Annotated in this window: 18 protein-coding genes and 2 pseudogenes; 4 read left to right on the top strand and 16 right to left on the bottom strand. The window is 50.3% G+C overall.

Annotation, left to right across the window (positions count from 1 at the left end):
• The first annotated feature begins 12 nt into the window (after positions 1 to 12).
• Together queF and queC are read left to right on the top strand one after the other, a co-directional pair.
• Positions 13 to 513 carry a preQ(1) synthase gene (queF, locus tag ACTCCX_RS04330; protein WP_068624501.1) on the top strand — a complete coding sequence of 167 codons (501 nt, stop codon included), beginning with the start codon at positions 13 to 15 and terminating at the stop codon, positions 511 to 513.
• Positions 514 to 1,182, top strand: coding sequence for a 7-cyano-7-deazaguanine synthase QueC (gene queC / locus ACTCCX_RS04325; RefSeq protein ID WP_463274912.1), 669 nt, complete (start codon positions 514 to 516; stop codon positions 1,180 to 1,182). It begins immediately after the preceding gene.
• 137 nt (positions 1,183 to 1,319) lie between these two features.
• Here queC and ACTCCX_RS04320 read toward each other — a convergent pair.
• Positions 1,320 to 1,898 (bottom strand): annotated as a pseudogene (locus ACTCCX_RS04320) (methionine adenosyltransferase domain-containing protein); the annotation flags it as partial.
• 573 nt (positions 1,899 to 2,471) lie between these two features.
• Between ACTCCX_RS04320 and ACTCCX_RS04315 the strand changes: the two are divergent.
• A pseudogene (locus ACTCCX_RS04315) lies at positions 2,472 to 3,020 on the top strand (sugar O-acetyltransferase); the annotation flags it as partial.
• 77 nt (positions 3,021 to 3,097) lie between these two features.
• On the opposite strand, the gene ACTCCX_RS04310 reads toward ACTCCX_RS04315, so the two are convergent.
• Positions 3,098 to 4,231, bottom strand: coding sequence for a Maf family nucleotide pyrophosphatase (locus ACTCCX_RS04310; RefSeq protein WP_463274911.1), 1,134 nt, complete (start codon positions 4,229 to 4,231; stop codon positions 3,098 to 3,100).
• Positions 4,232 to 4,475: 244 nt separating this feature from the next.
• Between ACTCCX_RS04310 and ACTCCX_RS04305 the strand changes: the two genes are divergently transcribed.
• Entirely contained in the window at positions 4,476 to 5,714 is a 1,239-nt protein-coding gene (locus tag ACTCCX_RS04305) for an OFA family MFS transporter (RefSeq protein ID WP_463274980.1), read from the top strand.
• Positions 5,715 to 5,771: 57 nt separating this feature from the next.
• Here the strand turns inward: ACTCCX_RS04305 and ACTCCX_RS04300 are convergent, their stop codons facing one another.
• From ACTCCX_RS04300 to ACTCCX_RS04235, 14 genes are all read right to left on the bottom strand, one after another.
• Positions 5,772 to 8,153 (bottom strand): homocysteine S-methyltransferase family protein, encoded by a 2,382-nt coding sequence (locus ACTCCX_RS04300; protein WP_463274910.1) that lies wholly within the window; start codon positions 8,151 to 8,153, stop codon positions 5,772 to 5,774.
• Positions 8,154 to 8,172: 19 nt separating this feature from the next.
• Positions 8,173 to 8,838 carry a vitamin B12 dependent-methionine synthase activation domain-containing protein gene (locus ACTCCX_RS04295; protein ID WP_463274909.1) on the bottom strand — a complete coding sequence of 222 codons (666 nt, stop codon included), beginning with the start codon at positions 8,836 to 8,838 and terminating at the stop codon, positions 8,173 to 8,175.
• The gene (gene metF, locus ACTCCX_RS04290) at positions 8,835 to 9,734 is read right to left on the bottom strand and encodes a methylenetetrahydrofolate reductase [NAD(P)H] (RefSeq protein WP_463274908.1); all 900 of its coding nucleotides are present in this window, start codon (positions 9,732 to 9,734) and stop codon (positions 8,835 to 8,837) included. The genes ACTCCX_RS04295 and metF overlap by 4 nt, the downstream gene beginning before the upstream one ends.
• 202 nt (positions 9,735 to 9,936) lie before the next feature.
• Positions 9,937 to 10,848: a LysR family transcriptional regulator gene (locus ACTCCX_RS04285; RefSeq protein WP_463274907.1), complete on the bottom strand. Its 912-nt coding sequence runs from the start codon at positions 10,846 to 10,848 to the stop codon at positions 9,937 to 9,939.
• Between the two features lie 221 nt (positions 10,849 to 11,069).
• A complete protein-coding gene (locus ACTCCX_RS04280; protein ID WP_463274906.1) occupies positions 11,070 to 11,324 on the bottom strand; it encodes a DUF6718 family protein in 255 nt (84 codons plus the stop codon).
• A gap of 221 nt (positions 11,325 to 11,545) precedes the next feature.
• On the bottom strand, positions 11,546 to 12,430 hold the full coding sequence (locus ACTCCX_RS04275) for a VOC family protein (RefSeq protein ID WP_463274905.1): 885 nt from the start codon (positions 12,428 to 12,430) through the stop codon (positions 11,546 to 11,548).
• 172 nt (positions 12,431 to 12,602) lie between these two features.
• A complete protein-coding gene (locus ACTCCX_RS04270) occupies positions 12,603 to 13,163 on the bottom strand; it encodes an NUDIX hydrolase (RefSeq protein WP_463274904.1) in 561 nt (186 codons plus the stop codon).
• Positions 13,164 to 13,193: 30 nt separating this feature from the next.
• Positions 13,194 to 13,658, bottom strand: coding sequence for a hypothetical protein (locus tag ACTCCX_RS04265; protein ID WP_463274903.1), 465 nt, complete (start codon positions 13,656 to 13,658; stop codon positions 13,194 to 13,196).
• 46 nt (positions 13,659 to 13,704) lie between these two features.
• Positions 13,705 to 14,568, bottom strand: coding sequence for a tRNA 2-thiocytidine biosynthesis TtcA family protein (locus tag ACTCCX_RS04260; RefSeq protein ID WP_463274902.1), 864 nt, complete (start codon positions 14,566 to 14,568; stop codon positions 13,705 to 13,707).
• 172 nt (positions 14,569 to 14,740) lie between these two features.
• Positions 14,741 to 15,547 carry an aminotransferase class IV gene (locus ACTCCX_RS04255; protein WP_463274901.1) on the bottom strand — a complete coding sequence of 269 codons (807 nt, stop codon included), beginning with the start codon at positions 15,545 to 15,547 and terminating at the stop codon, positions 14,741 to 14,743.
• 2 nt (positions 15,548 to 15,549) lie between these two features.
• Entirely contained in the window at positions 15,550 to 16,929 is a 1,380-nt protein-coding gene (gene pabB / locus ACTCCX_RS04250) for an aminodeoxychorismate synthase component I (protein ID WP_463274900.1), read from the bottom strand.
• A complete protein-coding gene (locus tag ACTCCX_RS04245) occupies positions 16,907 to 17,518 on the bottom strand; it encodes an anthranilate synthase component II (RefSeq protein WP_463274899.1) in 612 nt (203 codons plus the stop codon). The genes pabB and ACTCCX_RS04245 overlap by 23 nt, the downstream gene beginning before the upstream one ends.
• A 486-nt stretch (positions 17,519 to 18,004) precedes the next feature.
• Positions 18,005 to 18,676 carry a DUF3159 domain-containing protein gene (locus ACTCCX_RS04240; RefSeq protein WP_463274898.1) on the bottom strand — a complete coding sequence of 224 codons (672 nt, stop codon included), beginning with the start codon at positions 18,674 to 18,676 and terminating at the stop codon, positions 18,005 to 18,007.
• Between the two features lie 4 nt (positions 18,677 to 18,680).
• A complete protein-coding gene (locus ACTCCX_RS04235; protein WP_463274897.1) occupies positions 18,681 to 19,043 on the bottom strand; it encodes a hypothetical protein in 363 nt (120 codons plus the stop codon).
• Positions 19,044 to 19,468 lie beyond the last annotated feature (425 nt).

Raw genomic sequence — 19,468 nt, 5'->3', positions numbered from 1 at the left:
GGAGAAAAAGAAATGACCGCAGGCAGAAATGAAGCCGATCTGAACGGCATCACCCAACTGGGCAACCAACAGACCAAATATCCGCAGGACTACGCTCCGGAAGTACTCGAGACTTTTCCGAACAAGCACCCGGATAATGATTACTTTGTGAAATTCAACTGTCCCGAATTCACAAGCTTATGCCCGATGACGGGACAGCCCGATTTTGCGACCATCTACATTTCCTACGTACCTGGAGAGATTATGGTCGAAAGCAAATCGCTGAAGCTCTACCTATTCAGCTTCCGCAACCACGGCGACTTCCACGAGGATTGCATGAACATCATCATGAAGGATCTTATCGCGTTGATGGCGCCGAAATACATCGAAGTGTGGGGCAAATTCACACCGAGAGGCGGCATCTCGATCGATCCCTACTGCAACTACGGCAAACCCGACACCAAATGGGCGGACGTGGCTTGGCAACGTTTGGCGCAGCACGATCTCTATCCCGAGAAAGTCGACAACCGCTAAATGGAAAACAAGAACGAAACAACCCAAAAACAAGCCTTGGTCATCTTTTCAGGAGGTCAGGATTCCACGACTTGCCTGATCCAAGCCATCCAAAAGTACGGTGCGGCAAACACCGTGGCCCTTTCCTTCAGCTATGGTCAACGCCACAACATCGAACTGGAGCGGGCAGCCTGGATCGCCAACGATCTTGGCGTCGAACACCATATCCTGGACGCGACTGTCATGGGCAAAGTCACGACGAACGCCTTGATGGACGAATCGCAGACGATCGAGGAAGCCGATGCCGAAGACTATCCGAACACCTTCGTCGACGGCAGGAACGCGCTCTTCCTGTTGTTGGCCGGCATCTTCGCCAAATCCAAAGGCATCCGCACCATCATCCTGGGCGTATGCGAAACGGACTTCAGCGGCTATCCGGATTGCCGGGACGTTTTCGTCAAATCGATGAACGTGACCCTGAATCTGGCTATGGACTACAATTTCAACGTCGAAACGCCGCTGATGTACCTGACCAAAGCGCAGACATGGGAACTGGCGGATCAGCTGGGTTGTCTCGCTTACATCGAGGAACATACCCATACTTGTTATATGGGCGTCCCTGGCGGCTGCGGTGAATGCCCATCCTGCAAACTCCGGAACGCCGGACTGGCAGAATACCTGAATAAGTGATCGAAAATAGCCCTCTGGCTGTGCCGCAGCAGCGGATCAGCCAGAGGGCTATTTGTTTTCACCAATGGCAACTACCTGCCCAGTCTCCGGATCACCATATATACGGAAGTTAACGTTTGATTTTCCGCCTATCCAGCTTATTGTTCAAGTCCCTCATCCCCATGCCGTTTCGACAATCGTTTCAAATCCATCGCTTCTTCCGCCAGCAAAGCGGCCTTAGCGGTCCGCTCCCATGGGAGATCCAATTCGGGTCTGCCGAAATGTCCATAGCACGCTAGCTTTTTGTAGATTGGTTTCCGCAGATTGAAATCGCAGATGATCGCAGCTGGGCGCAGGTCGAAGTGCTTTTCGACCAGTTCTTCGATCCGTTCTTCAGCAATGCTGGCGGTCCCGAAAGTTTCAACGCGGACGGACACGGGCCTGGCCACCCCAATGACATAGGCCAGCTGAATCTCACATCTACCGGCCAACCCTGCAGCTACAATGTTCTTCGCAACATATCGGGCAGCGTACGCGGCGGAGCGGTCGACTTTGGTCGGGTCTTTCCCGGAAAAGGAGCCTCCACCGTGCCGCGCGAATCCGCCATAAGTATCGACGATGATTTTTTTGCCGGTCCATCCCGAGTCGCCTGCAGGACCGCCGATAACGAAACGGCCGGTCGCATTTATAAAATATTTCGTCTGATCATCCAACAGCTCTACCGGGCTGATGTCCTCCCCATAAATCGGGTGATCCGGTTTGGAGGCTTGCGAAATCGCCCAGTTCTGGCACCAGAGACAGCGCAGATTGCAACCGATCGTGGCGAACGAGTACACTGTGGTGCCCGGAAGGAAATGGTTGAGCGGCTTCTTTTCGACGGGATCGATTGCGACCGCGATTGCTTTCCCATAATTCAATGCATACAGAGTCCCCTCCCGGTTCTCCCTGACTGCGCAGATACCCCGCTTTCCTTGCGCAATGACGCAATGATGCGGGCAGACGCCGCACCTGACTCTGCCGTCCTCTAGTTTTTCGTACAACATAGCTTCCTTCACTTTACCAACCCCTTCCATACACTTCGCAATTGTTATCGCTTACACACATCTTACTGCATTTATGCTTTACAATCCAAAATTTAACAGGCCAATTTCCGAAAAGCCCAACTTGCTTTGATGCAGTCAAAAAAATTTTGTAAACACAAAAAGAAAATAACACCTGATTCATTTCGTATATCAAATGAGTAAATGTTTCGCTATAATTAGTAAAGATAACCCAAAAATTCACTGCCCTATACGTAAGGAGAACATAAAATGAAATCAGAAAAAGAAAAAATGATCGCCGGTGAACCCTATTTGGCCGGTGACGCGGAGCTCGTCGCATTAAGGCAGAAAGCCCGCGAAAATATGCGCGCATTCAACAACGAAGCGAATTCCAACAAGCGGAGCGAGCTGTTGAAAAACTGGTTCGGAAAGGCCGGCGAAAAAATCTACATGGAACCGAATCTTTCGCTGGATTACGGAACGAATATCTTTGTCGGAGAAAATTTTTATGCGAATTTCAATTGCACGATACTGGATACCTGTCCGGTCACATTCGGCGATAACGTGATGATCGCGCCGAACGTCAGCCTTTATACCGCCACCCATCCTCTCGATCCAGTCGAACGGAACAGCGGCTGGGAATACGGCAAACCGATCACGATCGGGAACAATGTCTGGATCGGCGGCTCTTCCGTGATCGGTCCAGGAGTCACGCTGGGGGACAATGTCGTCGTCGGTATGGGCAGCGTCGTGACCAAATCCTTCCCGGACAATGTCGTGATTGCTGGGAATCCAGCGCGCGTCATCCGCCACATCGAGCCTTCTGACTTGTAATAATAAAAACGATCGCACGCAGCATCCAGCTGAGTGCGATCGTTTTTTCTTGCTTTCAAAAACTACTGCGCTACCTGTGCTTCCGTCAGTAACCGATGGATAGCTTTATCGACCAAGGCAACAGGCAGACCGACGATCGTATTGTAGTCCCCTTCGATTCCGGAAACCCAGAGCGCAGCTTCCTCCTGGATACCATATGCTCCGGCTTTGTCCATCGGCTTGCCCGATGCAACATATGCCTTTACTTCCTCCGCCATCCGATCGTCCCATTCGAAAAAGCTGACCTTCGTCTCTGACGCGAAAGTCTTTTCCTTTTCTCCCCATAAAATGCTGACGCCGGTCAGGACCGAATGGGTCTTGCCGGCCATTGCGCGCAGCATCCCAGAGGCATCGGCTTCATCAACCGGTTTCCCCAGGATCTTTTCGTCCAAAACAACCACAGTGTCCGAGCCGATGACCATCGCTTCTCTGTTCTCACGCTGGATGACTGCCGCCTTCTCCCGCGCCAACATTTCCACAATCTTTGTGGCGGTGTCCAAAAATGTATCCTGTCCCGCCTCGGCAAGGATGCGTTCTTCTATCGCTTTTTCATCGATATCCGCAGCCTGGACCGTGAAGTCCTTGTGCATCAAGGACAGTAATTCGCTGCGTCTTGGCGACTGACTCGCCAATATGATTTTCGGATCCATTTGCTCTCCCTTTCTTTCTTCAAAGTTCAGAATCATATCATACCAGACGGCATTTCCGTGTGTGGAGCTCGATTTACCGTTGTTCACCATCCCGAACTTCTCGTAGTAAGGGATCTTTTCCTCTTTACAGCACAACGTCAAGCCTTTTCTCCCCGATTTCCTAGCCGCATCGATTAATGCATTCAGCAGTTTTCCCGCGATTCCCTGCTTTCTGTGGGCTGGTCTCACATCCAAACCGAATACGCTTTGATAAGCGCCATCCGGATTATGCAGAGCAGCATCGTGGTAGTGGGCATCGCGGATGATTGGTTCATCGATGACTGCTCCGTTCACGAACCCCACCAATTCGCCCTCGAGTTCGGCAATAAGGAAGCTTTCAGGGAACAGTTTCAGCCGCTCGCTGAGTGATTCTAGCGTCGCTGCCTCGGCTTCCGGAAAACACGCATCCTCAATTATTTTCAATGCAACCAAATCCTGAAAATCCGCTTTCCTGATCTCAACTTTCATCCGCTGATTCCTCCCTTTCTGTATATAGTTCATATTACCGACAAATTTTCGATTTTTCCAGATAATTCCATCTTGACGGCCTCCTAGGGAAAAAACATTGTCCGGATTATACAAACTGCCCTCTCGCACTGTCCGGGAAAGCGATTGCATTCCCTGTGAATCGAGAGTATGATTACGATAGCTTGATAAAATATTCACGCAATCCATATTATCATTATCTAAGGGGGGCTTTAAAATGAACAATATCGAAAATAAATGGATGCGTGCTGCTATCCCGGCACTCTTGATCCATTGCAGCATCGGGACCGTTTACTGTTGGTCTTTGCTGAAAGGGGGCATCGCCGAATATATCGGAAGGCCGAAAAGCGAGGTCGAATGGGCCTTCAGTCTGGCAATTTTCTGTCTCGGGATGTCAGCAGCCTTCGCCGGTAAAATCGTCGAAAGGGATATCCATAAAGCTTCCTTGATTGCGGCTGTGTGCTTCGCAGCGGGAATGGCTGGTACCGGCTTCTTCATCCAGCAAAAGTCGCTGATCGGTATTTTCCTGAGCTATGGCGTTTTGATGGGCATCGGGTGCGGCATCGGGTATCTTTCGCCAGTAAAGACATTGATGCTTTGGTTCAAGAATAATAAAGGTCTCGCCACTGGAATAGCGGTTGCAGGGTTCGGGTTGGCCAAAGTAATCGCGAGTCCAATCATCGAAATGTTGCTGGGTGCAACAAACTCAGACGGTACGCTCGTTGATCCTTCTCGTCTCTATAAGCTATTCTACATCCTGGCTGTTGTCTACTTCATCATGATGTTCGCGGGTCATCTTCTTTTGAAGAAGCCGGCGGATTGGGTCGAAGTGAGCGCACGGGCAAAAGGCACCCATACGCTGGATATCTTCAAAAATAAGACATTCATCGGCATCTGGCTGATGTTTTATCTCAACATCACTTGCGGATTGGCACTCATCTCCCAGGAAAAGGATCTGCTTCATTCCATTGGTTTTGGCGCAATTGCCACAATCAGTTCCTTGACTGCGATTTTCAATGCCGGCGGAAGGCTCGGATTTTCGGCGTTTGCCGATAGACTGAAGGACCGGAATACCATTTATATTTGGATTTTCGGGCTATCGATTGGAGCTACGACGATTACGCTTTTAGCGAACGGAGTGGACAATGCCATCGCTCCGCTGATCATTTTGTTGCTATGTGTCATCAACGCCGGTTACGGCGGTGGTTTTTCAAGCCTTCCACCGCTTTTGGCGGACCGCTTTGGAATGGAGACCATCAGTACCGTCCATGGACTGACTTTATCGGCTTGGGCTTTTGCCGGTTTGTCCGGTAACCAGCTGAGCGCCCTCATCATCGCGAAGACTGGCTCTTATAACAATGTCTTGTATGCCATCTTAGCAATGTATGCTGTCGCTTTCTTCATCAGCGCTTTCCTGTTACGGGCTAAATCAGACCAGAAAAAGAGACATCCCGTCCACCACTGACAAAACAAATAAAAATCCGGCGACAAGTCATCACATATGACTCGTCGCCGGATTTTTTTAAGCTTGTCCGAAGACTTCTTCTGCTACTGTGACGCCGGCGCGGGCATCCTTGCAGTAATAGTCCGCACCGATGGCTTTGGCGTATTTTTCCGTCAGTACGGCTCCGCCGACGAAGACCTTCACAGGCAGATCCGCCTTGCGCAAAGCAGTGATCGTATCCTCCATCGCAGTAACTGTCGTCGTCATCAAAGCCGACAGTCCGACCAACTTGACTTGTCGTTGCTTGGCCATCGTCACAACCTCCTCGATCGGGACATCTTTGCCCAAGTCGATGACATCGTAGCCGTAATTTTCAAGCAGGACTTTCGCCAGATTTTTGCCGATATCATGGATATCCCCTCTTACGGTGGCCATCACGATGGTTCCCTTCGATTCGAGCTTCTCATTGCCGGCCGCAAGTTTTGCGCGGATCGTTTCGAAGGCCTTTCCGGCCGTTTCGGCGGCGCGAATCAGCTGGGGCAGGAAGATGTTCTTCTGCTCATAGAGCTTGCCGACTTCATCCAGGGCCGGCACGATATGGTCGTCGACAACGGCCAGCGGGATATTGGTTTCCAGAAGGGCATTTGTTGCTTTCATGATCCCGGACTCGTCGCCCTCCAGCAGCATTTCCCGGTAGGAGCGTGCGACATTCTCACTTTTAGGCGCATCGGATTTGACGACAGCCTTTTTGTTGTTGTAGTCGATATAGTCGATTGCACCATCATCTTGGCCTGAGAGAACATTGAAGGCGCGCATCGTGTCGACGATTCCGTCGGCGCCTGGATTGATGATGACCGTATCCAATCCGGAAGTTAAGGCCATCGCAAAATAGGTGCGGTTGATCAAGGCCCGGAAAGGCAGCCCATAGGAAACATTGCTCAAGCCCAAAGTCGTCAGCGCCGGGGTATTCTCCTTGATCCAACGCAACGCCTTCAACGTCTCCATGACTGCCTTCTGTTGGGCAGCCGCCGTGAGCACAAGGCAATCGACCAACAATCTTTCGGCTCCGATCCCATGCTCCCCCGCTCGATCGATCAGCTTTTGGGCGACCTTGGTCCGGCCGGCAGCATCATCGGGAATGCCTGCTTCATCCAGACACAAAGCCACGACAAAGGCGCCGTATTTCTGGACGATCGGATAAATTTCAGCCATCGAGGACTCTTTCCCGTTGACCGAATTGACGATTGCGACGCCGCTGTAGCGCCGCAAAGCCGCTTCAAGCACATCAGGCTTGGTCGAATCGAACTGCAGCGGCGCTTCCACCAGACCGCTCATCCCATCGATGATTTTGGTCATGTAGTCCGTTTCGTCGATCATCGGCAAGGAGGTGTTGACGTCCAGCACATCTGCACCTTTTTGGACCTGTTCGAAAGCGACTTTGATGGCCGCCAATGGATTGCCTGCCACGAATTGTTCTTTCAATTTTTTGTTGCCTGACGGGTTGATCCGCTCACCGATGAGGGTGATCTGGCCGTCCAGGCAAACCTTTTTCTGCGCGGAGCAGACGTACCGCTTCAATTTATTGGCTTCCCTTTTCACAAAAAATGCTTTAGCCTGCTGCAGATCATGGATATATTCTGGTGTCGTGCCGCAGCAGCCTCCGATCACGGAGACGCCCAAACCAGCCAGTTCCTTCGCAACCTCAAGATAGTCCGCGGAAGTGACGGAATATTTGGCCACACCCGCTTCCGTCACGGGGATGCCGGCATTCGCCTGCACCATCACTGGCGTGTTTGTGAAGGCCAAAATCCTTTTGATGATGGGGATCAATTCCTTTGGCCCCAATGAGCAGTTCACGCCCAGCATATCCACACCCAATGCATCCAAGGAGAGCGCCATGATTTCCGGCTCGGTTCCGGTCAAGGTGTTGCCGTCATCCGTAAAGGTCATCGTCGCGAAAATCGGCAGGTTGCTATTTTCTTTTGCAGCCAAAACGGCAGCGCGCATTTCTGCAAGGTCCGACATCGTTTCGATGAGGATCAGATCGGCGCCGGCAGCGGCCCCTACAGTCACTTGCTCGCGGAAATAGTCGTAAGCCTGATCAAAATCAAGCAATCCGATCGGTTTCATCATCTTCCCGACCGGCCCTATATCGAGTGCAACCTTTGTTTCCGTTCCAGCAGCCGCCTTTTTTGCGATTTTGACAGCCGCCGTCACCACTTCCGTAACCGAGTAGCCAGTCTCCTGCAGTTTGTAGGCATTGGCGCCAAAAGTATTTGTCGTAATGAATTGCGCGCCGGCTTCGACATATTCGCGATGGATCCGGCCGAGCAGTTCGGGATCGTCCAGATTCAATGCTTCCGGATTTTGGCCAGCTTTCATCCCGTATGTTTGGAGCATCGTGCCCATCGCTCCATCAAAGAGAAGCAATTCTTCTCCAATTTTGTTTCTGATATCCATTCTTTTTGTCTCCCTTAGCTTAACTTCTGGCTGTGCAGCTATCGTTCAGATCACACTCGTTGCAACTGGCGTTCCCGCAGCGATGGTTCTTGCCTTTGGAGGTGCCTTCTTCCAGAACACCCAAGATCGCTACGATCGATTTTCTTGGCGTCATCAGCATCGAGTCCGTCAGATGGACGCCGATCCGTTTGTCGGACTGCAGTTCCCCGAGCAGCGTTTTGTTGGTGGCCAACGGAAGGTCCCCGTATCCAGGAGCGTAGCGGAACGTCAAAGCGGCTCCCGCCGGCATCTGGCTTTCGATTTCCTGTTGGCAACGGTCCGCGATCGTTTCGACAAATGCGGATGCACAAGCATCAGCGACCATGCCCAGAGTAGGCGACATCAACTTGTTGCGCTCGATAAGGAGATCTCCCTGTGCGCCTAATGTACAGACCATGATATAGGCTTCCTTGCATCGCTTAAGCGTACGGGTGATGCTTTTCCCTTCCAACACTACAGCGGTCCCTTCCAGCGTGATCAAGCCCTCAACGGAGTGGTCCAGAAGATAATGCCCATAAGTCCATTTCCCGGTGACCGCCTGCTCAAACTGATCAGCAATCGCCTCCATATCGTTCTTTGTCCGTTCGTCCGGTTGTTTATTGCCGAAGCCAAGATATTTTGCGACCAGCTTCAGATCCGTCTTCATCTCTGTGGCTCTTTTCTGCAGACAGCTTTGCGGACACAGGAAATGCTCTCCATGATTTTTCTGGTTGCATCAGGCTTGTTCATCGTGTAGATGTGGACGCCATCAACTCCGGAAGAAAGCAAATCGATGATCTGATCGACTGCATAGGCGATACCGGCTTCCTGTAGCGAAGCGGGATCGTGCTCGTATCTATCAAGTATCCGCAGGAATTTAGGCGGCAGGTTGCAGCCTGAAATTTCCTGGATCCGTTTCACTTGTTTGATGTTCAGGACCGGCAATATCCCCGCAATGACCGGCTGTTCAATGCCGACAAGCTCCAATTTTTCTTTGAATTGATAGAATTGATCGTTGTCGTAGAAAAGTTGCGTAATCATGAAGTCAGCGCCGTGGTCCATTTTCTTTTTCAGGTTTTTCAGGTCATCCACTTTGTTGATGGAATCAACGTGTCCTTCCGGATAGCAGGCTGCTCCAATTGAAAAATCGCCAGCCGCTTTGATGTCGTCGATGAGCTCGGAAGCATAACGGTATTCCGGATTCCAATTTTTGTCGGCCAATTTTTCCTGTGGGATATCCCCGCGCAAAGCCAGGATATTTTCGATGCCGCTTTCCTTGATCGATGCCAATGTCCTCTTCATTCCTTCTTTTGTCGAGGTGCAGCCGGTCAAATGGGCAATCGATTCGATGCCGAAATCCTTTTTGATGCGCGATGCGATTTCGACCGTATTGCTTTGGGCGGTCCCGCCTGCGCCATACGTCACGGAAATGAAATCGGGATGCAGGTCCTTCAACTCGGTTAAGGTGTCGAACACTGTTTCAAGGGCGTAGTTGCTTTTCGGCGGAAAAATTTCAAACGAAACGGTTGGTTCCCCTTTGCTGATCATATCTCTAATCTTCATAACTAATGTCCTCCTTCAATTTGTTCAAGGTGCGGATTGCCAGGCACACTTACTTTGTGTAAGAATGATCATGTCTGCTGATGACTTACCACAAAAAGTCATTTATTTCCACTAGTATGCCATGAACTGAAGATATAGAGTAACACCAAAAAAATATATTCAGATATAGCTATAGCCTATACCAAAAAGCAGGCCGAACCCTTTAATTTCCGTAGGTTCGGATCACTGCCTTTAGCTCCTTGATATAGGCCGCCGCTTGCCGGCTGATGCCTGCTTTCTTATTTGCAATCCAACCAATCACCATCCGGTCCTCAACACTCAACGGAACCGAAACGATGTCCGTGCCGTTCAGTTCTTCACTAAGTACACCCGTGGAGATGGTATATCCGTTCAAACCAATCACAAGATTGAACAAAGTCGCGCGGTCGCTGACGAGGATGCTCTTTTTATGGAACACGGTACTGAGGATTTCTTCCGAGAAATAGAAGGAATTATGCTCCCCCTGTTCGAACGAGAGATAGGGATAATCCTCCAGGTCCGCCAAGGTAACGCTCTGTTTGGCCGCTAGCGGATTGCGGACGCTGACAAAGACGTGGGGTTCCGCTTCAAACAAAGGATGGAACTCCAATTGGCTCTCCCGCAAAATTTTTTGGAGCGCATTGCGGTTGAACGAATCCAGATACAGGATGCCGATTTCGCTCTGGAAACTTTTGACGTCTTCGATGATTTCATGAGTGCGCGTCTCGCGCAATGTGAACTTGTATTCATCCGCTCCGCTTTTTTTGATCATGTTCACGAACGCACTGACGGCGAACGCGTAATGTTGGGTCGAGATGGAACACAATTGTTTGGCCGGTTTCTTGTCGAGGTAGCGCTGTTCCAGCAATTCTGCTTGCTCGACCACCTGTTGGGCATACTTCAGGAATTCGCTGCCTTCCGCGGTCAGAGTGATGCCTTTGGCGGTCCGGATGAACAATTCCAAGCCGATTTCTTCCTCAAGGTCCTTGATGGCGTTCGAGAGGCTTGGTTGCGAAATGAAGCATTTTTTTGCGGCTTCGTTGATCGATTTGTATTGGGCGACCGCCAGCATATATCTTAATTGTTTTAAGGTCATTTTACTTGCCTTACCTGTCAGGATCCGCTGATTGGTGGATCCGTGCGGTAAAAGGCCCCTCCTCTCATCTACTTTGTCTTTTATCTTTGGCCGCCGAAGCGGTCATTTGGCTTGGCTTTTTGATTCTGATTCGATTATACCAGACCAAGGTTCATCCGAGAATTTAAAACAAAAAAGACCGGCGCGGCAGCATTCCGGTATGCTCCCGCGTCGATCCGATGCTATTTTTTCCGGATGACTTTTTCTTCTATCATGCGCTCAAATGTTTCCCTGTTGTCCGCCATCGCGATGGGTGCGTATTCCGGCCACGCCTCTTCCAAAGCTTCCACGGAGTCCCCACTCAGTAGCAGAACCTCGATTTTCCGCCCGAAACGCTGCTCCAATTCTTCCGAATAGCCAAAAATGGATGGCACCGCATCGATTGCGATTGCCGCACTACCGTTTTTTTTGAATGTCCTTGCCACTACGAATTTCATGAATTCACCTCAGGGTCCATTATAGCAAATAGAACATGTTCTTGGTAAAAGAAAATGACGCATTCGTATCCCATCACAGACTTTCAGCCTGCTGACCCGGCTACAGATTCAATTCGGTCTGTACGCCTACCGTTTCAAGCATAGCTCGCTGTTGGGAACCACCGAACTGTTCTTTCAATCTTTTCATACTCTGCATCCTTCATTCCGAAAAAAAACAGTGACTATCCTTCATAAGCCCTTCTCAGTTCCGCAAGATCTAATTTTTTCATTTTCAGAGTCGCCTCTGTAACGCGCGCCAATTTTTCAGGATCTGCAGTCAGCATCATCTCGTTCATGTCCGCTGGAACGATTTGCCAAGATATCCCGTACTTATCCTTCAGCCAGCCGCAGTTTTCCGCTTCCGGTTCATATGACAGGGTTTCCCAATAGTAATCGATTTCTTCCTGAGTATCGCAATTGACAATGAAAGAGACGGCTTCATTGAATTCAAAATCATGGGCCTGGGCACTGTCCATGGCTGCGAACGTTTGGTCTTCCAGCTTGAAAGAAGCGAACCTGACCGTTCCCGGCGCATCCGGTTCCTCCCCAACTCCGTAATAATCCATTCCATCGATTTTGGTATCTGAAAAGATCGACTCATAGAAAAGGATCGCCTCCTCGGCTTTGCCGCATCGTTTTTTAGTGAACATCAACGTAGGAGTCAATTTCTGCTCGATCTCCCGGTCGTCGACGTACATGACTTGCCAGGACAGCCCATAGCGGTCCTCGGTCCAACCATATCTTTTGCTGAAAGGATATGCGTCCAACGGCATGAGTACCGCGCCGCCCTCCGAAAGTTTTTCCCAAAGAAAATCGACTTCCTTCATTGATGCACAATCGATACGGATGGAAATGGCAGGATTGAATTGGAAATACGGCCCTGCCGAGATTGCCATGAAATCCTGACCAGCCAACGTCATAGAGACAATATCTGCAGTTCCATATGGTGGTGGATTATGGATTTGGCTGACGCTCGTGATTTTGGAATTATCGAACAGTGAGGTATAGAATGCGGCAGCTTCTGTTGCCTGCGTATCAAACCAAAAATGCGGAACAATTTTATTCATGTATAAAATCCCCCTTGACCTTTTTCATGCCGACCCCGACAGTGCAAATGGCTAAAAAAACAGCGGCTGCACCTATCCGCCGAAGTTTTTCTTCGGCGCAATCGATGCTTTCCCCTGTCATTATGCCACTTTTCTCCGCAGATGGAAAACGGGAACCATCGGCGTTGATCGGCTATTGTATTCTGTTCAATTTATCGTTCAGTTTGGCGTAAATGAGCTTCATGTAAGACTCACTGCACTTGGCCAGCGCCTCATCCAATCCCATCCAGGCGACCCCGCTGTTTTCGTCCGGTTTGATGTTTGTCTGCTGTGTTTCGTCCGCTTCCAACAGGTAAGTCAGGTTCAGATGCACATGCGTCCCTACCTGTTTGCCGTTTTTGACATGCCCGTCCACACTCAATATTTCAAGCGAAAAAAGTTCCTGCGATACAGGCTGAACCTGCTCGATACCCGTCTCTTCCTTCGTTTCCCGGATGGCTGTCTCCAAAAAATCGGTTTCGCCATCCATATGGCCGCCGATCCAGGACCAGGAACGGTAGATGTTATGGTAGACCATCAGCACCTTGGTTCGGTCGCGATTGACGACCCAACTTGAAGCAGTGAAATGGGCGAACTCATTCTCGCGCCTGAACAGATCATCGAACTGATCCAGATAGCGGAGCATCAGCTCACGATCCTTTGCTTCCTGCTCATTAAAGGGGACATAGTCTGCTAGCAATTGTCTGATTCCCATGCCAACCTCTCTTTCACATACTTTTGGCGGTCAATTGGTCCGCGAGAAACCTTCATCATTCAGATAACCGACAGCCGCATCGCGGGTCTTGAAGATCCCTTCGATTTGGCCGTTCTTCAAAGCAACCGACCACATCGGATTGTCGTAGATCAGCAACAGAACTTCTCCAGAAGGATCCACCCATTTTTCCGAATAGCCTTCCACATAGCCGTCCGCTGTCTTTTTCAGGAAGGAAATCGCCTTTTCCAACAGGAAGCGGATCGTTCCTTCGTCACTTTCCAAAACGGAAATATAGCCTTTTTCCGTCTCTTCTTTCGGCAGGTAGCCTGCATAAATGAAGGCATTGCCGTTTGGATGCAGGAAGCGGACAACAATCTTGTGGTCCACCGCACTCGCATTGAAATGATAATTGATCCGGTTCATCGAGACCGGCACGGCCGTCAGTTCTTCATACTCACCAAATATCGCTTTTTTTTCTTCGAATGACAAGGTCATTTCTTTCAACTCCCTATTCATGTTCTCCATTTTGCGGAGGCTCGACTCATTCTACCATATCCGACTGTGTGCTTTCAGCCCTAGCAACGTATTTTTCAAGAAAATGATGTCTTCCGTCCCCATCGCGGCAAGAAATTATTTTTTCAAGATTCACGCTCTGCACACTCTGGAAAATATTCGCATCGATGAGCGGACTCGTTTCGCGCAATTGCCCAATCAATGCCTTCACCTCTTTGCGCTTGAAACCGCCCAGATCACTCGGTTGGTTGTCGTACATTTCTGTGAAACGGCAGGCGCACTGCAGGAAAGTCAGTTGATGGTAGTCTTTCCAGGCGATGATATCCGCTTCTTTCACGTTGTAAAGCGGCCGGATCAGTTCCATCCCTGCAAAATTCCGGCTGTGCAGTTTCGGCATCATCGTTTCGATGGTCCCGCCATAGAACATATTCATCAGGATCGTCTCGATGACGTCATCGAAATGATGACCCAAAGCGATCTTATTGCAGCCGAGTTCTTGGGCTTTTTGGTACAAGCTGCCCCTGCGCATGCGTGCGCAAAGATAACAAGGGGACGACTCGACATTCTCCACGACATCAAATATGGACGACTCGAAAACGGTCAGCGGGATGCCCATCAATGCGGCATTATCCAAAATCTGTTGTTGGTTCTGTTCACTGTATCCCGGATTCATCGCCAGGAAGACAAGCTCGAATTGGAGCGGTCCATGGCGCTGCAGCTCCTGCATCATTTTGGCCATCAGCATCGAGTCCTTCCCGCCGGAGATACAGACGGCAATCTTGTCGCCGTTCTGGATCAGTTCGTATTCCTGGATCGCTTTGATGAAGGGCCGCCATAACTGCTTTCGATATTTTTTGATGAGGCTTCTTTCGATCTGTTCGCATTTTTCCATTTTAGTGGGTTTTTCCTTTCTTGCGGACCTATGCTTTCCGGGTGGTTTTTATTCTTTTGCTCCGGGGAACGCAGGCTTCGCCGGAGTTCAGCCGGTAATTTGCTGGCGTTCTCCGGTGACGGCAGCTTCGTCGGAGTTGCGGCCGAAAGTCACCGCTGTCCTCCGGCGGGCATCAGCCTCGCCGGAGCTGGGGCACTATTTGATAGGCCCCAATGTCGAAACGCCGCTCCTCAAGCCGGTTCACCGGCATGACATCCATCAGGGCATTCGTGAGAAAAACTTCGTCCGCTCTGAGAAGTTCATCCAGACCATACGCTCCTTCTCGGATGGGAATCCGAAGTGCTGCGCATCTCTCAATTACCCGCGCTCTTGCAGTCCCTTCCAGGATACCGCAGTTCAGTGACGGCGTGTAAACCACGCTGTCCTTCACCCAAAAAACATTCGAAACGCAGCCTTCTGCGACATGGTCATGCGTGTTCAAAAAGATAGCTTCATCAAAGCCTTCATTTGTTGCCGCTTCCTTTTCCAAGATGTTTTCCGTATAGTTCATGCTTTTGATGCCGACGAGTTTGGAGAATTCGTTCCTTCTCGTATCGGCCAGGCACACTTTCAATCCTGTCGAATATTGCTCATTGTAGGTTTTCATACCTGTCAGGATCAGGATATTCGCTTCCTGCTGCGGCCCTTTTTTCGGTGTCGGTTTGCTGCAGACGACCTTTACGAACCCGTCGGAGATGGCATTCAGCTCCAACAGTTTTTCGATGATCGGCTGGAGCTCGGTTTCTTTATAGGGGCAAGTCATCCCCAGAATCGACAGCGCCCGGACCATGCGCCCATGATGTTGGTCCAGAAACAACGCTTTTTTGTCAGAGACACGGATCGTCTCAAAAACGCCGTATCCGTACATGAAGCCCGGGGACAGTGGACTGACCAGCGCTGAGTCTTCCTCAATATAGGCATCATTCAAAAATACTTGCATGATCATTCCCCTCCCGTTGGTAATTCAGCCTGCAGTGCCTCGATGAGCGCCTTCGCCTTCACAAGCGTCTCCTCGTATTCCATTTCCGCATCCGAATCCCAGACGATGCCGCCGCCGACCTGAAAATAGACGGTATCGCCCTTTTGCAGGATCGTCCGGATGACGATGTTCAGATCGGTATCGCCGTTGAACCCGATATAACCGATCGATCCGGTATAGATGTTGCGTTGGGTCGGCTCGATTTCGTCGATGATTTCCATCGCCCTAATTTTCGGCGCCCCTGTTATCGATCCGCCCGGGAAGGCTGCTTTGATGCAATCGAGCGCATGGATGCCATCCTCCAATTCCCCTTCGACTGTCGAAACGAGTTGGAAAACGGTACTGTAGTCCTCGATATGGTACATTTCCGTGACCTTGACGCTGCCTGTCTTGCAGACTCGGCCCAAATCATTGCGCATCAGATCGACGATCATCAACAGCTCAGCACGGTCCTTCTCGCTTTCCAACAGCTCTTGGCGATTCACGCTATCCTCTTGCTTGGTGACGCCCCGTGGTCGGGTGCCTTTGATTGGCCGAGTCTGCACCTTGCCGTTGCGGATCTGCAAAAAACGCTCCGGAGAACTGCTCAACAGCTGCCCCATGCCGAAGTCGATGTAGGCGGCGAATGGAGCGGGATTGATGTTGCGCAAACGTGTATACAGATCGTAGGGCGATGATTCCATACTACACTGGAAACGTTGGGTCATGTTGACCTGATAGATGTCGCCGGAACGGATATACTCTTTGATGCGGGCGATCGCGTCCAAATAATAAGCCTTTGTCATGTTTGCGGTAAGCTTCGGTCTCGCTTCATCGACCAATCCCGAGTGCGGAACCGGAAAATCCATCCCTTCCGCAGTCAGGATGACCTTTTCCGTCTCGTCCACCCACTTTTCCGGATCACCAAAAAAGCCCGGTGAGGCAAGATGAACCTTATTCAAAAGATGGTCCACCACGACCGCCCCGTCATAGATGCCGAAGAAACTGTCAGGAATCCGGACATCATCAATCGCTTCCTTCGGCAACAGCTCCACCTGATGGCGCAGCTCATAGCCGAAGAAACCGACAGCTCCGCCAATGAAAGGGAGCTCGCCTGCATAGTCCAGCTGATATTCTTCCAACAGTGCTTTCAGTTCTGCAAAAGTATCCACATCCGCTGTCGCGGTCAGCGTCCGTTCGGGATCGAAGCCGATGAAGGAATAGCGTCCCAATTTTTTCGGATCCATCCCGCTGTCGAGGAAAAAACAGTGCCTGCGGTCGCGGAACAGAGAGAACAGTTCGAAACTCGACAGGCTTGTGGCGATTTCCTTGATCACGATCTCAGCCGTGCTTTTCTTCATCATCAATCTCTCCTTCCCGCTTTCTTTTAGCGCGCTCATAAAAATTGCGCAACATATCCAAACCATGCTCCGTCAGGATCGCCTCCGGATGGAACTGGACCCCCTCGATCAACTCTTCGCGATGAAGAAATCCCATGATTTCGCCTTCCTCCGTCCAAGCGGTAACCTCCAACGAGTCCGGAAGGCTCCCCTTTTCCACAATCAGGGAATGGTACCTTGTGACATTCAGCGGGCTTTTCAAGCCCTGAAAAACGCCTTTTCCGGTATGCTGGATAGCATGAACCTTGCCATGGATAGGCTCTTTCGCCTTCACGATTTCCGCACCGAAGAGCCCGGCAATCGTCTGATGTCCCAGGCAGATGCCCAGAATCGGGATGGCTCCTGCGAAATGTCTGACGACAGCCAGACTGATGCCTGCTTCATCGGGTGTCTTCGGACCCGGGGAAATCAAGATCATCAGCGGATCCAAAGCCGCTACCTCTTCAATTGTTATTTTGTCGTTCCGTTTCACCACAACTTGCTCATCCAATTGCTTCAGATATTGGACAAGGTTGTAGGTGAAGGAATCATAATTATCTATCACAAGTATCATAGTGTTCCTCATCAATATTATTATTTTTTTGTTCAATCGCTCTTTCGGGCATTGCCGAAGGCCTGGTACATTTCCTAAAAAAGATAGGTCCATCATACCAAATGCTGAGACTCCAGACTATATTTTTGAGAAAACTGATTTGCGACAAAAAAATGGTCAGGACAAAAGCCCCGGCCATTCTGACTTTCTTGGAATACGCATTATGCGCGGATACAGCCTAAGCTTCTCTTCAGTCGCCCGCTTCATGGGTTGGCATCCGCCTCATTGTCAAATCCACGCTGTTCCCAGTATCCTTCATAGTCCGCGTCATCGGACAGTTCGATGCGGGTGATCCATTTGTATCCCAGTTTATATTCCGCCACCAACGAGCAGCAGCCTCAGCAGTAAAAACAGGTATTTACAGGAAATACAATTGGCATACCGGCCCTATAGTGCGACGGTTCCCGCTTTTTCCATCAAGATTCCTTCTTTCCGAAATCCACCTAATCAAAAACCACGTGTCTGCCCTTCCCACGGCTGCGGTTTCCCTTCGCGGTGCTCCTCCACACTGGGCCCTTTAAGGTTGCGGAGGCGCCAAATGCCATAGAGATAGCTGAGGATCAATCCTGCAATCGTGAACGGAAGCCCCAAGAGTGTATTGGTCCAAGCCAACTCGATAACATCCCCGCGACTGTATAAAGTGAACTGTAAAGCCAAGCGCATCAGAAAAAGCAGCAACCAAAAAACCGTCACTTCCTGATAGGCCGGTTTCACATCCTTGCGCCAATACCAATCCAAATCCCAGCCACGTGTCAAATGGCTCGTCAAAGCCGCCATCGGTTTCCCCAGAATGAGGCTCACCAGCGCCGCCAACACAAGCAATGCGCTGGATGCTATTTTAGGGAGATAATAATTGGCGGCATTATTCGAGAAATAGGCGATTGCGGAAGCAACCATGACTCCCACCAAACCACCCAAAGCATAGCGCAACGGTTGCTTCCTTGCCCACCGGATGATTCCCAACAGCAATGCCAAAGCAATCGCCAAGATGCTTGCGACGGTCAACTGATATCTGCTATTGACGACGGCAAACAGCAAGGGGGGCAATAAAGCATCGAAAGTTTTCCCCGAGATGACCAACTTCAATTCTTCCGAAATTTCCTGGATTCTGTCTTTCAAATCATCAGCCCCTCTTCAGATGCTTGCCGCCTCGGTGCTTATTGGCGAATCTGTAGGCGGCATAGTCGATGATGACACCATAGGCGATGCCCGCCGCAAAACCGATGGCATCTTCGAATCCTGTTGAACTGTAGAAAGCGAAAGAAACAAGCAGTCCCAGAATGGCTCCTCTTCCCAAGGCCCGGTTCAATTCCTGCGTTTCCTTTGCTAAGCCGATGACGACACCCATCAACAGCCGGTTATACCAGAACGCGAAAAGATAAAGTGCCTCCTTCTCGAATCCGGATCGCAACTGGGCACCTAGTATGCAGACTACGCCCAAAAGCGCGCCCGCAATGATCGAAACCTTCATTCTGTCCGTCAGCATATCCTCAACTCCTATCATCTGTCAGCTTGAAAATCAGCCTTCTTAATTGTCCCAATTATACTATTTCCAGGCTAAGAAAGCATTTATCAGAAACCGACATTATCCGGTAACTTGACACCTCATCGCGTTCAATAAGAAAAGCAAGTCTAGGATTCAGAAGAAATGCAGAACGCGGTGGCCAAAACTGTTGAATAGGTGAGGTACATCCGACAATTTGATTCCCGATTAAGCCGAGATTATCGAATGTCGAGAAACATTCAACAATTTGACATCCTGTCGGACCGAAATTGTCGAATATCCTAAGAACATTCAACAATTTGGCGTCGCAATCGAGTAGGAGGAGCCTTTAGGCTCCGACCTCTCACACCACCGTGCGTACGGTTCCGTACACGGCGGTTCAGTATCTTGAGTAAGCAGACTCTGCC

Source organism: Trichococcus sp. (genome assembly GCF_055118575.1).
Note: the sequence above shows the minus strand (reverse complement) of the source record. Positions and strands in the feature narration are given on the sequence as shown.

What these genes read in the sequence shown, in the direction of transcription:
- queF (WP_068624501.1), top strand. Translation starts at nt 13, where the DNA reads ATGACCGCAGGCAGAAATGAAGCCGATCTGAACGGCATCACCCAACTG.
- queC (WP_463274912.1), top strand. Translation starts at nt 514, where the DNA reads ATGGAAAACAAGAACGAAACAACCCAAAAACAAGCCTTGGTCATCTTT.
- ACTCCX_RS04310 (WP_463274911.1), bottom strand. Translation starts at nt 4,231, where the DNA reads ATGAAAGTTGAGATCAGGAAAGCGGATTTTCAGGATTTGGTTGCATTG.
- ACTCCX_RS04300 (WP_463274910.1), bottom strand. Translation starts at nt 8,153, where the DNA reads ATGGATATCAGAAACAAAATTGGAGAAGAATTGCTTCTCTTTGATGGA.
- ACTCCX_RS04295 (WP_463274909.1), bottom strand. Translation starts at nt 8,838, where the DNA reads ATGAAGACGGATCTGAAGCTGGTCGCAAAATATCTTGGCTTCGGCAAT.
- metF (WP_463274908.1), bottom strand. Translation starts at nt 9,734, where the DNA reads ATGAAGATTAGAGATATGATCAGCAAAGGGGAACCAACCGTTTCGTTT.
- ACTCCX_RS04285 (WP_463274907.1), bottom strand. Translation starts at nt 10,848, where the DNA reads ATGACCTTAAAACAATTAAGATATATGCTGGCGGTCGCCCAATACAAA.
- ACTCCX_RS04280 (WP_463274906.1), bottom strand. Translation starts at nt 11,324, where the DNA reads ATGAAATTCGTAGTGGCAAGGACATTCAAAAAAAACGGTAGTGCGGCA.
- ACTCCX_RS04275 (WP_463274905.1), bottom strand. Translation starts at nt 12,430, where the DNA reads ATGAATAAAATTGTTCCGCATTTTTGGTTTGATACGCAGGCAACAGAA.
- ACTCCX_RS04270 (WP_463274904.1), bottom strand. Translation starts at nt 13,163, where the DNA reads ATGGGAATCAGACAATTGCTAGCAGACTATGTCCCCTTTAATGAGCAG.
- ACTCCX_RS04265 (WP_463274903.1), bottom strand. Translation starts at nt 13,658, where the DNA reads ATGACCTTGTCATTCGAAGAAAAAAAAGCGATATTTGGTGAGTATGAA.
- ACTCCX_RS04260 (WP_463274902.1), bottom strand. Translation starts at nt 14,568, where the DNA reads ATGGAAAAATGCGAACAGATCGAAAGAAGCCTCATCAAAAAATATCGA.
- ACTCCX_RS04255 (WP_463274901.1), bottom strand. Translation starts at nt 15,547, where the DNA reads ATGCAAGTATTTTTGAATGATGCCTATATTGAGGAAGACTCAGCGCTG.
- pabB (WP_463274900.1), bottom strand. Translation starts at nt 16,929, where the DNA reads ATGATGAAGAAAAGCACGGCTGAGATCGTGATCAAGGAAATCGCCACA.
- ACTCCX_RS04245 (WP_463274899.1), bottom strand. Translation starts at nt 17,518, where the DNA reads ATGATACTTGTGATAGATAATTATGATTCCTTCACCTACAACCTTGTC.
- ACTCCX_RS04235 (WP_463274897.1), bottom strand. Translation starts at nt 19,043, where the DNA reads ATGCTGACGGACAGAATGAAGGTTTCGATCATTGCGGGCGCGCTTTTG.